The organism is Flavobacterium sp. AK-345, assembly GCF_058310175.1.
Map to the genome: position 1 here is coordinate 283,423 of NZ_JBZEER010000005.1, position 16,787 is coordinate 300,209.

Here is a 16,787-nt window from a genome sequence, read left to right on the forward strand (position 1 = left end):
TCAATTTAAAGCTGATTAGCAAATTTTGGTAATACACTAAATGGAGCTACAGCAATAAGTTTGTCCTGTATAGTTTTTAAATCCATGTTAATATTAGCCTTGTCAAGATTTCTTTTAACATTTTCTATTTCACTATCTACATCAAACGAATCACTCTCTTTTAAAGGAAATGGTGCATATTCATCAATACCAACAGAAGAAAAATAATCTAAGAATTTAATATTTTCACCATGCCATTTTATTTTAGGATATTCATACCACAAAGCTGGGATTTTATAGGCATGGGCAACAATAACACCATGAAGAGATGAAGAAATGATAGTTTCGCAGCTGGCAAAATCATCAATTATCGATTCGACATCACCAATTAAGTTTATTACTTTTATGCCGAATTTATCTTCAAAATGAGCAAAATGCTCAAATTGCGTATGATGGGGAACCAATCCTAATTTATATTTTTTTGTCAAAGTCACCGGATATACTAACGGCAAAAGTAAAGCCGGATCACCAAAAACTTCAGGATAATTATATCCCAATTCTTTTAATCTATTCTGAGTATATTTACCTCTAACAGCTAAAAATGTTCCATTGTCAACTTTTTCATTTGCAAATAAAATACCACTTCCCCAAACTATTCGTTTTCCACTTCCCCAGCCAATTATACTACCAACAGATATGATATACTTCCCATTTAGGAATAGTGTCTTTAAAACAGATTTAAATATATTTATACTGTGATATTTATAAAAAACTGCTTTTATATAAGCAAGGATTAACTTAATTGAGCTTCTTGGTATAGGTACTTGATAAACTTCTTTGCCTGAGAGTTTTTGTATGATATAAGGTCCTAACTCATCGCCAAAATTTCCAAATTTTCCTTTTTTATTAAACCAATATAAATAAATTTTACTCATTTTCTCTTTTAATATATTTTAAGTATTATAACAATTTTATTTTTTTTCTTTAAGCTAATATTATAAGTTTCATCTTCTTAAAAAAAGCTTTTTTATAGGAGCTCCAAAAAGATCTTTCTCAAATTTATTCATACTGAATATCCAGAAAAGTGGTATATAAACAATGCTAAAAAGTACTATGCCTAAAAACAAATCCATAATTGTATTTATAATAAACAAAGTAGATAAATAATATACAGACACGCCTAAAATTAAAGGAACAATAGACATTTTAGCAATCTCTTTCCAGAAGTAAGGAATATCAATTTTTTGTTTTTTGTAATAGTAAATGTTCATTATTACAATTTGCCCTAAAAACAAACCTGATGAAATTCCTATTCCCACACCAATTCCGCCATATTTTTTCGCAAGTAAAAATTGCAATCCAAGGCTACAAAAAGCAATCCAGATATAAAGTAATGATCTAAATTTCATTTGGTTTCGAGCTTGCAGAATAGTAATCCCAACTGTTTGTATTAATGGTACTGTCAAGGGAATAAAAAACAATAATGTTATTATATACGCCTCAACATAGCTTTTACCCGCCCACAGAACAACAAATTGTTGCCCGAAAATAATGAAACCAACCAAAACAAATGAAATAATAATAAATTGAATTCTTCCGGTCTTTATAAACAAATCTGAAATGGTTTTTTCAGATTGTCCTTCGGTAATCATTTTTGTGATTTTAGGTAAAAACACATTTGCAATCGAAGCCGAAAAGCTCATATACATATTTTGCAGTGAAATAGCGATTGAAAAGATAGCAATGGCGGCCGTACCAACATACATACCCAATATAAATTGCCCTGTACCCCAATAAATACGATCCATAATCATACTTAAGAAGATATAAAATGAATACAATGCAACCTCTTTTAAGAAACTCCAATCAACTTTCTTGTAGTATATTTTTATTTTTATTTTATATCTACAATAGAAATAATTAATCAACAATGTCAATAAATTAAAAATGGTCGTGACAACCACAATAGCGATTGCCTTATAACCAATCGTTAACAATAGGATCATAACCCCTGTGTTGAGTATTATTCGAACAATCTGGATAATTCTTTGAAAAATAAAGTCTTCATAAGCAGTAATAATAGCACCAAAAATGCTTAATGGAAACGTAAAAGCTATATTAAATACCATTAAAAGCATCATAATCTTAGCCTTGCCCAGTTCCTCAATCGTCATTGTTTTACCAAACATAGAATCTACATTATAGTATAAACACAATCCTGCAATGAAGGCAATTACTCCAATAATTGAATATAGAATTATAAACATTCCAAACATGGAAAACTGCTCATCTAATTTGCCCTGAGCCCTAAATTTAGAAGTATACCTGATAATTGCATTTCCAAACCCAAAATCAAGTATCGTTAAATACGCTATAACCGAAGCTACTAAAGAATACAAACCATATTCACTTTGCCCCATCATACGTAGCATAAATGGAGTATATGCTAGTCCTACTATATTATTTAGTATTAGTACAACATAAGATAATAATGCACCAACCTTTAATTGATTTACTGCCATAGATAAATACCGAAGATTAAAACAACTCCAAATAAAATACTTTTTCGGTAATCAGACTATTCAAAATAGTTTAACGTTCTATAGCCACCATCTTTTAAGTATTGATCCTTCTGCATTAGCTTTAAATCGCTTTGCATCATATCCTTTACAAGACTTTGCAAATCATATTTACACTCCCAGCCCAATTTGGTTTTTGCTTTTGTAGGATCTCCAATTAACAAATCAACTTCTGTAGGTCTAAAATATTTAGGATCAACAGCAAGTACTTCCTTGCCTATCTCTATTTGAAATTCAGGATTATTACATGCTTTTACATATCCTTTTTCTTCTGCTCCTTCTCCTTTAAATTCAAGTTCTACACCTACTTCGGCAAAACTCATACGTACAAAATCTCTTACTGCCGTAGTTTTACCTGTTGCAATTACCCAATCTTCTGGTTCATCAGCCTGCAGAATCATCCACATCATGCGAACATAATCCTTGGCATGTCCCCAATCTCGTTTTGCATCCAAATTTCCAAGATATAATTTATCCTGTAACCCTAATGCAATTCTGGCTGTAGCTCTTGTAATTTTTCTCGTTACAAAAGTTTCTCCACGAATTGGAGATTCATGATTAAATAGAATACCATTACAGGCATACATACCATAAGCCTCACGATAATTTACTGTAATCCAAAAAGCATACATTTTAGCTACTGCATAAGGCGAACGTGGGTAAAAAGGCGTTTTTTCAGATTGAGGTACTTCCTGAACTTTTCCGTATAGTTCAGATGTTGAAGCCTGATAAATACGAACCTTTTTTTCCATTCCTAATAAACGAACAGCATCTAAAATTCGTAACGTTCCTAATCCGTCAGCATTTCCGGTATATTCAGGTGTTTCAAAAGAAACGGCTACGTGGCTCATTGCCGCCAAATTGTAAATTTCATCCGGTTGAATTTCCTTTATCAAACGAATTAAATTCGTACTATCAGTCATATCGCCATAATGCAAATAAAAATTGCGGTGGTCTACATGTGGATCCTGATATAAATGATCAATACGATCAGTATTAAATAATGAAGAACGTCTTTTTAGTCCATGAACTTTATATCCTTTTTTTAATAAAAACTCACTTAAATAAGCGCCGTCCTGCCCTGTTACTCCTGTAATAAATGCTACTTTCATATTTTTCTATATCAAACGATTTTAAATCTATTTAATCTATTATAATTTTACTTGTTTAAAATTTTCCGTGTTTTCTAAAAACCAATTGTATGTCTTTTGAATTCCCTCTTTTAAATCAACCTGATGTTTCCATCCCAATTCATGCATTTTAGAAACATCCATTAATTTTCTTGGTGTCCCGTCTGGTTTGGTGGAATCCCAAATAATTTCTCCTTTGTGACCTGTAATTTCCTGAATTATTTCTGCTAATTCCTTAATTGTCAAATCTTCGCCTGTCCCAACATTATATAAATAATCCGGCAATTTATTTTCTAAGGCAAAAACTACTGCTTTGGCCATATCGTCTACAAATAAAAATTCACGCATCGGTAAACCACTTCCCCAAAGGGTTACCGGTGCGTGATTATTTTCTTTTGCTTCATGAAATTTCCTTATCATGGCAGGCAAAACATGAGAAGTGTTTAAATCAAAGTTATCATATGTGCCATACAAATTTGTGGGCATAAGACTTACATAATCCTTCCCGAATTGATTTCTAATTGCCTGGCATGTTTTTACCCCTGTAATTTTCGCAATAGCGTACCACTCATTTGTTGGCTCAAGAGTATCTGTAAGCAGGTACTCTTCCTTTAATGGTTGTGGAGCTAATTTTGGATAAATACAAGAACTGCCTAGAAAAATAAATTTATCAACGTCATTTTGTAATGCAGAGTCAATTAAATTATTCTGAATTTGCATATTCTCCATAATAAATTGATATGGAAAATCATTGTTTGCTAAAATTCCGCCAACACGTGCCGCAGCATCAATAATAACTTCAGGATTTTCTTTTTGGATGAAATCGCGAACTGCTTGTTGATTTCTAAGATCTAATTCTTTACTCGAAGCACCAATTAAATTACTAAATCCATTTTCTGATAAAGTTCTCCAGATGGCACTTCCGACCATACCTTTATGGCCTGCAATATAAATTTTCGTGTTTTTATTCATTCGTCTATTTCAAAAATTATTTAGCGATTGATAATTCTCTAAAAGCCACTTCCTTTCGCAAGCCACTACTAGAAAAACGATGATCGCGTACATTATAAAATAATTCAATCCCTTTTTCTTCACAATAAGTACGTCCGGTAAAATCCTTTTCTTTGTACTCATCACCTAAGATTCTAACATCAATTTTAAAGGATGTTAAGATGTCATTTAAATCTTGTTCGGTTGCGTAGGGAACTATTTCATCTACAAATTTACAACCTTTTAGCTGTATATATCTCTCAACAACTGTTTGTGTTGGACGATTCTTTTCCGGGCGATCCAACGTTGGATCCGTCTGCAAACCTACAATCAAATAGTCACATTGCTGTTTAGCTTCTTCCAGCATTTTAATATGACCGGCATGCAATAAATCAAAAGCACTAAAGGTGATTCCTACTTTCATAATTTTACATTTTTTAGTTAATAGAATTTTAATTACACATAACCTTTTTGTACAGCTTCGCTATTCCAACTCACATTTTGTCATGAGTTAGAAATTGTAAGAAGACACAAAAAATAATGACAATCTTCAAATAATAGATGTCAATTTACTTAAAATCAAATAAATAATTCAATTCTATGACTAATATACGTATTATTTTCTTGTAAAAATAATACATGAATATTGCTACAAAAAATCAAAATGAAGGAAATGCCTTATTTTGATATATTAAAAACGTAATATTTTTATTTATCATAATTTTACCTAAAAAAAAATACACTATAAATAAAAAACATCGTATTCTTACAAACTGAAAAAAAATAAAAAAATTATAATTATTTTGCATTTATATTTAAAATAAAAAGTAGAAACCTAGTAATGAAAACATTAACATTCTATTTATTTTTGATTTTTACATCGACAAACGGTCAAATTATCGGATGTATGGACTCTTTTTCCAAGAATTACAATCCTATGGCTGTAGAAAATGACGGAAGTTGTTTGTATAAAAGTCTAAAAATACGATCTCAATACTCTATTAAACTAAGCGATTCGATAAGAGAAACATCAGGAATAATTGCTTTCGATAATTTATTATGGACGCATAATGATGACCATGACAAAACAATTTACGGCTTAGATTCTTTAGGAAAAATTAAGAAGAAAGTTGTTTTGGACAAAGTTGTGAATCATGACTGGGAAGAAATATCACAAGACAGCTCATATTTATATATTGGTGATTTTGGTAATAATTATTCCGGAAACCGAACTGATTTACATATTTTAAAAATAGAAAAAAAATCGTTTTTAGAAGGAACTCCAATTATCGAAACTATTTCATTTAAGTATTCAGACCAGAGTGATTTCAGTTTAAAAAAACATAATGTAACAAATTTTGATTGTGAAGCTTTTATCGTTTCAAAAGACAGTATTTACTTGTTTACCAAACAATGGGAATCTACAAAAACCAGCATTTATGCTTTACCAAAACAATCAGGAAATTATATTGCACAATTCAAAGATAGTCTCGACATTAAAGGATTAGTAACCGGAGCCACTTATATAGAGGATAAAAAATTGATTGCGCTTTGCGGATATTCAAAAATGGGGAAATCATTTTTATACTTATTATATGATTTTAAAAATCATGATTTTCTATCCGGTAATAAGAGAAAAATTGAGCTTCAACTTTCTTTTCATCAAATCGAAGGGATTACCACAAAAGATGGTTTACATTATTTCTTAACAAATGAATCTTTGATTCGAAAACCTGTTCTAAATACGCCACAGCAAATTCATTATTTTGACTTAAGTCCAATATTGAATTCCTATCTCCATAAATAATTCGCAAATCGAGATATAATAACTTACTTTTGCAAAAAAGTTCTGTTTTGTAAAACATTCAGGACTTATAATTTATAACTCATATTTTACAAAGTGAATTACTTATCTGTCGAAAATATCTCGAAGTCTTTTGGTGAAAGAACCTTATTTGACAACATCTCATTTGGTATCAATAAAGACCAAAAAATAGCTTTTATTGCCAAAAATGGTTCTGGAAAAACAACTATTATGAGTATTATTAATGGTTTGGATGAACCAGATACAGGACAAGTTGTTTTGAGAAAAGGAATTAGAATGGCATTTCTTTCTCAGGATAATAATTTGCAGGAAGAACTGACGATTGAAGAAAGCATTTTTGCTTCAGATAATGAAACTTTAAAAGTAATCGAAGCTTACGAAAAAGCGCTTGAAAACCCAGATGACGAAGAAGCATATCAAAAAGCTTTTGACGGAATGGATCAGCATAATGCATGGGATTTTGAAACGCAATACAAGCAAATTTTATTTAAATTAAAACTGGAAGATTTTAAACTTAAAGTAAAAAATCTTTCTGGTGGACAAAAGAAACGTCTTTCATTGGCGATTATCTTAATTAATCGTCCGGATCTATTGATTCTGGATGAGCCGACCAACCACTTAGATCTCGAAATGATCGAGTGGCTTGAAAGTTATTTTGCAAAAGAAAACATTACGCTGTTTATGGTTACGCACGACCGTTTCTTTTTAGAGCGCGTTTGTAATGAAATCATTGAATTGGACAACGGAAAACTATACCAATACAAAGGAAATTATTCTTATTATTTAGAGAAAAAAGAAGAACGAATTGCTTCTGAAAATGCAAGTGTCGACAAAGCTAAAAACTTATTTGTTAAGGAATTAGAATGGATGCGCCGTCAGCCGAAAGCGAGAACGACAAAATCTAAATCGCGTCAGGATGATTTTTATGTAATTAAAGAAAAAGCGCAAAGTCGCCGTCTTGAAAACAAAGTAGAGCTTGAAATTAATATGGAACGTATGGGAAGCAAGATTATCGAGCTTCACAAAATCTCAAAAAAATTCAAAGATCACGTTATTCTGGATAATTTTAGTTTCGATTTTCAGCGTGGAGAACGTATCGGAATTATCGGTAAAAACGGAACCGGAAAATCTACTTTTTTAAATCTGCTTACCGGAACAATTCCTCTTGACAGCGGAAGAGTTGTAAAAGGTGAAACTATAAAAGTGGGCTATTATACGCAAAGTGGAATCAACCCGAAACCAAATCAGCGTGTAATTGATATCATTAAGGAATACGGAGAATTTATTCCGCTTGCAAAAGGTCGAATGATTTCTGCTTCACAATTGTTGGAGCGTTTTCTATTTGATGCTAAAAAACAATACGATTTTGTCGAAAAATTAAGCGGAGGAGAATTAAAACGCTTGTATTTATGTACAGTTTTAATTCAGAATCCAAACTTTTTAATTCTTGATGAGCCTACAAACGATTTGGATATTGTAACGCTAAACGTTCTGGAGAGTTTTCTTTTAGATTATCCGGGCTGTTTACTAGTTGTTTCCCACGACCGTTATTTTATGGATAAAATTGTCGATCATTTATTTGTTTTCAGAGGAAATGGTGAAATTGAAAGTTTTCCAGGAAACTATTCTGACTTTAGAGCTTATGAAGATAGTGCCGATGTTGCTCAAAAAGAAGAAAACAAAGCTGAAAAGAAAGATTGGAAACAAAACAATCCAACTGGAAATTTAACTTTCAACGAACAAAAAGAATATCAAAAACTGGAAAGAGAAATTAAAGATTTAGAAATCGAAAAGACTAAAATCGAACAATTATTCTCTGATGGAAAAGTGGCAGATGCCGATATTGAGAAAAAAGCAAACGAATTGCAAAATATTATCAATAAAATAGATCAGAAAGAAGAGCGTTGGTTTGAATTATCAGCTAAAATTGAGGGATAAGATCCACAGAGATGCACAAAGAAAAACACAGAGTTACACTAAACTTTATTTTTTCTTTGTGAATCTTCTCTTTTCTTTGTGAACCTTTGTGAAATAAATCATGTTGCACATCATAAAATCATACTTAAAATTTCTTTGGCATTCTAAAAACGAACATGCCGTTCATTCGCCGTTTGTATTTAATTTATTGACGAAATGTTTTTATGATAAAAAATCGAAACCAGAATATTCTATTTTAAAAAACTATCGAAAATCACTTTTACAAAATAAAAACTTCATAGAAGTTACCGATTTTGGCGCTGGTTCAAGAGTTTTTAAATCGAATAAAAGACAGATTTCAAAAATTGCATCAACTGCCGGAATTTCTTCAAAACGAGCAGAATTATTATTCCGCGTAACTCGTTATTTTGAACCTAAAAATATTCTTGAAATAGGAACTTCATTAGGTTTAGCAACTTCTGCCCTCGCATTAGGTTATCCAAAAGCCAAACTAATTACACTTGAAGGTTGTCCGGAAACTGCAAATGTTGCTAAAAATCAATTAACTGAATTTGATTGCAAAAATGTTGAAAACGTAGTTACAGAATTTGAAAGCTATTTTGAAGATCTGCAACTGAGACTGAAAACTGAGACTGAGAATTTCAATTTAATATACTTCGACGGTAATCATTCTAAAAAAGCAACTTTAGCCTACTTTGAACTTTTATTACCAACAATAGACAATGATTCTGTTTGGATATTTGATGACATTCATTGGTCCGCAGAAATGGAAGAAGCCTGGGAAATCATAAAAAATCATTCAAAAGTAATTGTAACCATTGATACTTTTCAGTGGGGATTTGTTTTCTTTAGAAGGGAACAGAAAAAAGAGCATTTTACAATTAGGGCATAAAAAAATGACAACTATTTCGGCTATTATTTATATTAATATTTTTTTACTTTTGAAGATTATTATTTATTCATAAAAATATAATTACGATTCACATGATTTCAAAAAACAATAGAAAAAAAGTTTTTTCTTATTCTCAAGAAACAACAAAAGAACCTTATTTTACAGTATTGTTCTTATTTTTTACAGCTTTATTGCAAGCTCAGTTTTCGGCAAATACCGCATTACCTAATCTTAATACATTCTCAAATGGTTTTGAACTTTACACAACAGCTAGTTTAAATGCACCAACAAATTACGGAACTGTATTAGGACTTAGCTACATCTCAGAAGGAGGATCAGACTGGAGAACCCAACTGGCATTTGGTACCGAAAATGAATTATATTATCGCCAATCAACAAATAATTCAGGGACCGTATGGACAGGATGGAATAAAATATTTCATTCAGGAAATTTAAATAATAGCAGTGTAGATTTTCACGCAAACCATTTAACAACAAAAGAATTAGCAATCTATAGTAATGAAAGCCTTGATGGATGGGGCATTTCACATATTTATTGGAAGGGTCACTCACTAATCATGGGATCTCCAAAAGTAGCCTATGCACATAATAGTTTAATATTAAGACCCGGCGGATCAGCTAATGGATTTTTAGATAATACATTTGAAATTGATGTTGCACATGGAATTGATAATTACGAAACACGTATACGCTTTTCTGGCTCAGGCAATTCCTTTATAAATTCAGGAAATGTTGGAATTGGAACTATCAATCCCAAAAATAAACTAGATGTAAAAGGTACTATTCATTCACAGGAAGTAAAAGTTGATATGAATAACTGGTCTGATTTTGTTTTCAAAAAGGATTATGCTTTACCAACACTAAGTGAAGTTGAAAAACATATTAATAAAAATGGTCATTTGGAGAATATTCCAAGCGAAAAAGAAGTTTTAAAAAATGGAATAAGTTTAGGAGAAATGGACGCCAAACTTCTACAAAAAATTGAAGAATTGACATTATATATTATAGATTTAAATAAAAAACTTGAGCAACAAAATCAAGAATTAAATACAATTAAAAAGGAGTTACAAAATAAGTAAGATTTAAGACTTTTATAAAAAAATGGCAACCATTTCTGATTGCCATTTTTCAAATCGAATTTAAACTAATAACCTATTTTTTAGCTGCTGCTGTTTCTTCAGATTTTGCCCCCATTCTGTTAACAGTATACATTGGGGCAAATTTTATTTTTAAACCGGCAATTTTTCTGTTATCTTCAGATGAAAGTCCTTCTTTTTCAACGGTATTTTTACGGCTGTCAAGCGCTTCATACATCAATTTAATTTCATCCCAGTCTTCACGAGAATAACTGTCTTTATTATCTTCTACAGTATGTACAAATTGTTGATATACACTATGAATATTTTGAGCATTTACCCAGGCAAAACTCATGTCGTCACCAATTTTTCCTTCACCAAACAACGCATTACGTAATTGTTGTTTTGCACTTACAGGAGGTGCGAGAGTTGCTGCCATTCCGGTTTTAAATTCTTCATATTTCATTTTACTGGCATTTATTCTTTCCGTCTCAGCTGCATTGTCTTTAATGTCTGCAAGAGCCAATTGTGCATTTTCTGCTCTTCTGTTGTATTCAGCTTCAACATCTTTCCAATCGGCTTTTAAATCATCTGCCGCCACATTTTTTACTGAATCTACATATGTTACATATGAGTCGATTGTTTTTTTAGCCTGTTCCTGTTTTTCATCTTTACATGACGCAAAACCTAGTGCAATTAATGCAATTCCTGATACAATTTGTATATTTTTCATAATTTTGATTTTAAAAGTTATTACAACAAATATAGTTAAATATTTGAATTATTATACATAATTATTAAAAAATTAATACTTAAAATAAAAATAATTTAATATAAAATGAAAAATATGATAATTATATAAAAACAATCTAAAATCATATAACAACATTTTCTTGTATTGGATTATACTTTTTAAAAAAGAAATAATAAGTAAGCTCATAAGTTATTTTGCTGGTTTCAATTCCTGTAACAAAAATCAATTAAATACTACTTATATATTATTGAAAAGTGTTTTGTACTTTTAAATCCAAAATTGTAAAACGAAATGGCAAATCCATTAATTAAAATAACAGACATTAAACGAGATTTTGTACTTGGTAATGAAATTGTTTATGTTCTGAAAGGAATTAATTTAGAGATCAACAAGGGAGAATATGTAGCTTTAATGGGACCATCCGGATCCGGAAAATCAACTTTAATGAATTTATTAGGTTGTTTGGATACTCCAACTTCAGGACATTATGTTTTGAACGGAAAAGATGTAAGCAAAATGAAAGATGATGAATTGGCCGGAATTCGAAATAAAGAAATTGGATTTGTATTTCAGACTTTCAATCTTTTACCAAGAACTACGGCTTTAGATAATGTTGCTTTGCCAATGATATATGCCGGACATTCAAAATCAGAACGTACTATACGAGCTGAAGAAGTATTGAAACAAGTAAATCTAGCTGACAGGATGGATCATCAGCCTAATCAACTTTCGGGAGGTCAACGTCAGCGTGTTGCTATTGCCCGCGCTTTGGTAAACAAACCTTCTATTATATTAGCCGATGAGCCAACCGGAAACTTAGACAGTAAAACTTCTGTAGAAATTATGAAGCTTTTTGGCGACATTCACGCACAGGGAAACACCGTAATTCTTGTAACGCACGAAGAAGATATTGCTGCTTACGCACACCGCGTAATCCGTTTACGAGATGGCTTAATTGAAAGCGACACCACTAAATAATTTTAGATTGCTGATTTTAGATTATTTCCTAAATCTAAAATTTAAAATCCAACATTTCAATCTAAAATCATAAATCTACAATAAAAATGAAAGTATATACAAAAACAGGAGATAAAGGAACAACAGCTCTTTTTGGAGGCACACGTGTTCCTAAAGATCATATCAGAATTGATAGTTATGGAACCGTTGACGAATTAAACTCTTATATAGGTCTCATTCGTGATCAGGAAATAGACAAGCATTATAAAGATATTTTAATCGAAATCCAGGATCGACTTTTTACAGTTGGTGCTATTTTGGCAACTCCTCAAGAAAAAGAGGTTTTAAAGAATGGAGAACTTCGATTAAAAAACCTTGGAATAATTGATACTGATATTGAATTATTAGAAAATGAAATTGATAAAATGGAAGAAAGTCTTCCTCAAATGACTCATTTTGTTTTGCCGGGCGGACATCCAACCGTGTCACATTGTCATATAGCGCGCTGCATATGCCGTCGTGCAGAGCGTTTGGCAGTTCATTTAAGTCATAATGAACACGTTCCTGAAATCGCAATCATGTACTTAAACCGACTTTCTGACTACCTTTTTGTCTTGGCACGGAAGTTGTCGTTTGACTTAAAAGCGGATGAAGTAAAGTGGATACCAAGAAAATAAATTTTCTTAAAATTCCAATTTTTGAAATCCCAAATTCCAATTAAAAGAAATTAAAATTCTTTTAATTTTAAGATCACAAATTACAGTTCCAAATATTGGAATTTGGAATTTAAATACTGATATTTCAAGAATATTTTTGGAATTTGGAGTTTAAATATTGGAATTTAACAAGAGACGTTCTTAAATTTTACTAAAATAAATCAAAATTTACTTGTCTTTTTCAGTAAAAAATTTATTTTTGCACAAACTAAACAAGATAACAGATGTATTGGACATTAGAATTAGCATCTTATTTAAGTGATGCACCATGGCCTGCTAACAAAGACGAACTTATTGACTACGCTATTAGAGCTGGTGCTCCGTTAGAAGTAGTAGAGAATCTTCAATCTATCGAGGACGAAGGTGAGATATACGAATCAATGGAAGAAATTTGGCCTGATTATCCAACAGACGAAGATTATCTTTGGAATGAGGATGAATATTAAAAAATAAACCAAAGGAAAAAGTCTCATCACAGAGGCTTTTTTTTTGGTTCTAAATACAACATTTACATATAATAGAAATACAATAAATCATGAGTTTCATAAACAGTATTATAAAAGTCTTTGTAGGTGATAAATCACAGAAAGATGTCAAAGCTTTACAACCTTATTTAAACAAAATTAAGACATTCGAAACTAGCTTAATGAGTTTGTCTCACGACGAATTAAGAGCCAGAACCGCATATTTTAAGGAAAAGATAAAAGAAGCCAGAGCTGATAAAGATGCTAAAATTGCTTCGCTTAAAGCAGAAGTAGAAAACATCGAAGACATCGATAAAAGAGAAGATCTTTATGATGCAATAGATGCTCTTGAAAAAGAAGCTTATGAAATTTCAGAAAAAACTTTATTGGAAATTCTTCCTGAAGCATTTTCTGTTGTTAAAGAAACGGCACGTCGTTTTAAAGACAATTCTTTTATTGAAGTTACTGCAACTGCAAAAGACCGCGAACTTTCGGCTACTAAAACATACATCACTATTGAGGGTGATAAAGCAACATGGGCCAATAAATGGAATGCTGCCGGTAAAGAAATTACATGGGACATGATTCATTATGATGTTCAGTTAATTGGTGGTATGGTTTTGCACGAAGGTAAAGTTGCCGAAATGCAAACAGGTGAAGGTAAAACTTTGGTTGCTACACTTCCGTTATATTTAAATGCTTTAACCGGAAACGGAGTTCACTTAGTAACTGTGAATGACTATTTGGCAAAACGTGATAGTACATGGAAAGCGCCTTTATTCGAATTTCATGGTTTAACTGTTGATTGTATCGATAATCACCAGCCAAGTACAGAACAAAGAAAAAAAGCATACGATGCTGATATCACTTACGGAACCAACAACGAATTTGGTTTTGACTACTTAAGAGATAACATGGCACATTCGCCAAGTGATCTTGTACAAAGAAAACATAACTACGCTATTGTTGATGAGGTCGATTCTGTATTAATTGATGATGCAAGAACACCACTTATTATTTCAGGACCGGTTCCTCAGGGAGATCGTCATGAGTTTAATGAGCTGAAACCAAAAATCGAAAACTTAGTAGCACAACAACGTCAGTTAGCAAATGGTTTCTTAGCCGAAGCTAAAAAATTAATCAAAGAAGGAAACACTAAAGAAGGTGGATTCTTATTATTGAGAGCTTACAGAAGTTTGCCTAAAAATAAAGCATTAATTAAATTTTTGAGTGAAGAAGGAATCAAACAATTGCTTCAAAAAACCGAAAATCAATACATGCAGGATAACAATCGCGAAATGCACAAAGTTGATGAAGCTTTGTATTTTGTAATTGAAGAAAAAAACAATCAGGTTGAATTGACTGATAATGGTATTCAATACCTTTCTGGAGATACTGATGCTGACTTTTTCGTACTTCCGGATATCGGAACTGAAATTGCTGCTATTGAAAAACAAAAATTAGATAAAGACGCGGAAGCGGAAGCAAGAGAAAGATTATTCCAGGATTTTGGAGTAAAAAGCGAGCGTATTCATACTCTTACTCAACTTTTAAAAGCATACGCTCTTTTTGAAAAAGATGTAGAGTATGTAATCATGGACAACAAAATTATGATTGTCGATGAACAAACAGGTCGTATCATGGATGGTCGTCGTTATTCTGACGGTTTACACCAGGCGATTGAGGCTAAAGAAAATGTAAAAATCGAAGCTGCTACACAAACTTTTGCAACTGTTACATTACAGAATTATTTCAGAATGTACAGCAAATTGGGTGGTATGACTGGTACAGCCGTTACAGAAGCTGGCGAGTTGTGGCAGATTTATAAATTGGATGTTGTTGAAATTCCAACCAACCGTCCGATGTCAAGACAAGACAAAGAAGATTATATCTACAAAACGACACGTGAAAAATTCAATGCTGTAATTGAAGATGTAACTGAATTATCAAACGCAGGAAGACCAGTTTTAATTGGTACAACTTCTGTAGAGATTTCAGAATTATTAAGCCGTATGTTGAAAATGAGAGGCGTTACCCATAACGTTTTGAATGCTAAAATGCACAAACAAGAGGCACAAATCGTTGAAGAAGCTGGTAAAGCCGGTGTTGTAACTATTGCTACAAACATGGCTGGTCGTGGTACCGATATTAAATTATCTCCAGAAGTAAAAGCTGCCGGAGGTTTAGCAATCGTGGGTACAGAACGTCATGATTCTCGTCGTGTTGACAGACAGTTACGTGGTCGTGCAGGACGTCAGGGAGATCCGGGAAGTTCTCAATTTTACGTTTCTCTTGAAGACAACTTAATGCGTTTATTTGGTTCTGAAAGAGTGGCAAAAGTAATGGATAGAATGGGATTACAGGAAGGTGAAGTTATTCAGCATTCTATGATGACCAAATCTATTGAGCGTGCTCAGAAAAAAGTAGAAGAAAATAACTTTGGTGTTCGTAAACGTTTATTAGAATATGATGACGTTATGAACTCGCAACGTGAAGTAGTTTACAAACGTCGCCGTCATGCATTGTTTGGTGAGCGTTTAAAACTGGATATTGCCAATATGCTTTATGATACTTGCGAATTAATCGTAAGCAACAATAAAGCAGCAAACGATTTTAAAACTTTTGATTTTGATTTGATTCGTTATTTCGGAATTACTTCTCCAATTTCTGAAGCTGATTTTACGAAATTATCAGATGTCGAAATCACAGGAAAAGTATATAAGGAAGCTCTGGCTTTTTACACTGAAAAAACAGAAAGAAGTGCAAGAGAAGCTTTCCCTATCATTAGAGGAGTTTACGAAGAGCCAAACAATCATTTTGAGCGTATTGTAGTTCCATTTACTGACGGAATCAAAACTTTAAATGTAGTAACTGACCTGAAAAAAGCTTACGAAAGCGAAGGTGCTCAGTTAATTGCTGATTTCGAGAAAAACATCACTCTTTCTATTGTTGATGAGGCCTGGAAAAAACATTTACGCAAAATGGACGAATTGAAACAATCTGTTCAGTTAGCCGTTCACGAACAAAAAGATCCATTACTAATCTACAAATTAGAAGCTTTCAATTTGTTTAGAGGAATGTTGGACAACGTTAACAAAGAAGTAATTTCATTCTTGTTTAAAGGTGATTTACCAGCTCAAAACGTTACTTCAGAAATTCACGAAGCAAGAGAAGTTCGTCAAAAAGAAAATTTCAAATTAAGTAAAGATGAAATTGTTAACAGCGAAGACATTAACCGTGAAGCTGGAGAAACACAACAACGTCAGGTTACAGAAACGATTGTTAGAGATATGCCAAAAATCAACCGTAATGATACTGTAACAGTTCAGGAAGTTGCTACAGGCAAAACTGAAGAAATGAAATTTAAAAAAGCAGAATCTTTAATCGCTTCTGGCGAATGGGTTCTTGTTAAATAAGTCACAGTTTGTAATCGCAGTTTTCAGTTTACAGACTGACATCTAAATTA

14 protein-coding genes are annotated in these 16,787 nt (G+C 32.1%); 8 read left to right on the plus strand and 6 right to left on the minus strand.

The features are described from left to right. Positions 1 to 5: 5 nt before the first annotated feature. From AC4FQ3_RS11895 to AC4FQ3_RS11915, 5 genes are all read right to left on the minus strand, one after another. The gene (locus AC4FQ3_RS11895) at positions 6 to 914 is read right to left on the minus strand and encodes a polysaccharide pyruvyl transferase family protein (RefSeq protein ID WP_052483665.1); all 909 of its coding nucleotides are present in this window, start codon (positions 912 to 914) and stop codon (positions 6 to 8) included. 69 nt (positions 915 to 983) lie between these two features. Next, positions 984 to 2,501 carry an oligosaccharide flippase family protein gene (locus tag AC4FQ3_RS11900; RefSeq protein WP_042565197.1) on the minus strand — a complete coding sequence of 506 codons (1,518 nt, stop codon included), beginning with the start codon at positions 2,499 to 2,501 and terminating at the stop codon, positions 984 to 986. 56 nt (positions 2,502 to 2,557) lie between these two features. Further along, positions 2,558 to 3,670 carry a GDP-mannose 4,6-dehydratase gene (gene gmd, locus AC4FQ3_RS11905; RefSeq protein ID WP_042565196.1) on the minus strand — a complete coding sequence of 371 codons (1,113 nt, stop codon included), beginning with the start codon at positions 3,668 to 3,670 and terminating at the stop codon, positions 2,558 to 2,560. Between the two features lie 39 nt (positions 3,671 to 3,709). Continuing rightward, the gene (locus tag AC4FQ3_RS11910; protein ID WP_491181993.1) at positions 3,710 to 4,660 is read right to left on the minus strand and encodes a GDP-L-fucose synthase family protein; all 951 of its coding nucleotides are present in this window, start codon (positions 4,658 to 4,660) and stop codon (positions 3,710 to 3,712) included. Positions 4,661 to 4,676: 16 nt separating this feature from the next. Then, positions 4,677 to 5,102 carry an adenylyltransferase/cytidyltransferase family protein gene (locus tag AC4FQ3_RS11915; protein ID WP_042565194.1) on the minus strand — a complete coding sequence of 142 codons (426 nt, stop codon included), beginning with the start codon at positions 5,100 to 5,102 and terminating at the stop codon, positions 4,677 to 4,679. A 417-nt stretch (positions 5,103 to 5,519) separates the two neighbouring features. On the opposite strand from AC4FQ3_RS11915, the gene AC4FQ3_RS11920 reads away from it, so the two are divergent. The 4 genes from AC4FQ3_RS11920 to AC4FQ3_RS11935 all read left to right on the plus strand — a co-directional run bounded on the left by AC4FQ3_RS11920 (position 5,520) and on the right by AC4FQ3_RS11935 (position 10,433). Further along, positions 5,520 to 6,485, plus strand: a complete 966-nt coding sequence (locus AC4FQ3_RS11920; RefSeq protein ID WP_491181994.1) for a T9SS C-terminal target domain-containing protein — start codon at positions 5,520 to 5,522, stop codon at positions 6,483 to 6,485. Positions 6,486 to 6,578: 93 nt separating this feature from the next. Continuing rightward, positions 6,579 to 8,441, plus strand: coding sequence for an ABC-F family ATP-binding cassette domain-containing protein (locus AC4FQ3_RS11925; RefSeq protein WP_302097249.1), 1,863 nt, complete (start codon positions 6,579 to 6,581; stop codon positions 8,439 to 8,441). Positions 8,442 to 8,541: 100 nt separating this feature from the next. Beyond that, on the plus strand, positions 8,542 to 9,333 hold the full coding sequence (locus AC4FQ3_RS11930; RefSeq protein WP_042565191.1) for an O-methyltransferase: 792 nt from the start codon (positions 8,542 to 8,544) through the stop codon (positions 9,331 to 9,333). A 92-nt stretch (positions 9,334 to 9,425) separates the two neighbouring features. Further along, a complete protein-coding gene (locus tag AC4FQ3_RS11935; protein ID WP_052483664.1) occupies positions 9,426 to 10,433 on the plus strand; it encodes a pyocin knob domain-containing protein in 1,008 nt (335 codons plus the stop codon). A 73-nt stretch (positions 10,434 to 10,506) separates the two neighbouring features. On the opposite strand, the gene AC4FQ3_RS11940 is transcribed toward AC4FQ3_RS11935, so the two are convergent. After that, on the minus strand, positions 10,507 to 11,163 hold the full coding sequence (locus AC4FQ3_RS11940) for a DUF6565 domain-containing protein (protein WP_042565190.1): 657 nt from the start codon (positions 11,161 to 11,163) through the stop codon (positions 10,507 to 10,509). A 312-nt stretch (positions 11,164 to 11,475) separates the two neighbouring features. Between AC4FQ3_RS11940 and AC4FQ3_RS11945 the strand changes: the two genes are divergently transcribed. The 4 genes from AC4FQ3_RS11945 (at position 11,476) to secA (ending at position 16,737) form a co-directional block, all read left to right on the plus strand. Then, positions 11,476 to 12,162: an ABC transporter ATP-binding protein gene (locus tag AC4FQ3_RS11945; RefSeq protein ID WP_491181995.1), complete on the plus strand. Its 687-nt coding sequence runs from the start codon at positions 11,476 to 11,478 to the stop codon at positions 12,160 to 12,162. Between the two features lie 86 nt (positions 12,163 to 12,248). After that, positions 12,249 to 12,818 (plus strand): cob(I)yrinic acid a,c-diamide adenosyltransferase, encoded by a 570-nt coding sequence (locus tag AC4FQ3_RS11950; RefSeq protein WP_042565188.1) that lies wholly within the window; start codon positions 12,249 to 12,251, stop codon positions 12,816 to 12,818. Positions 12,819 to 13,081: 263 nt separating this feature from the next. Beyond that, the gene (locus AC4FQ3_RS11955; RefSeq protein WP_007138072.1) at positions 13,082 to 13,303 is read left to right on the plus strand and encodes a DUF2795 domain-containing protein; all 222 of its coding nucleotides are present in this window, start codon (positions 13,082 to 13,084) and stop codon (positions 13,301 to 13,303) included. An 89-nt stretch (positions 13,304 to 13,392) separates the two neighbouring features. Beyond that, on the plus strand, positions 13,393 to 16,737 hold the full coding sequence (secA, locus tag AC4FQ3_RS11960; RefSeq protein ID WP_491181996.1) for a preprotein translocase subunit SecA: 3,345 nt from the start codon (positions 13,393 to 13,395) through the stop codon (positions 16,735 to 16,737). The last annotated feature ends 50 nt before the right edge of the window (positions 16,738 to 16,787 follow it).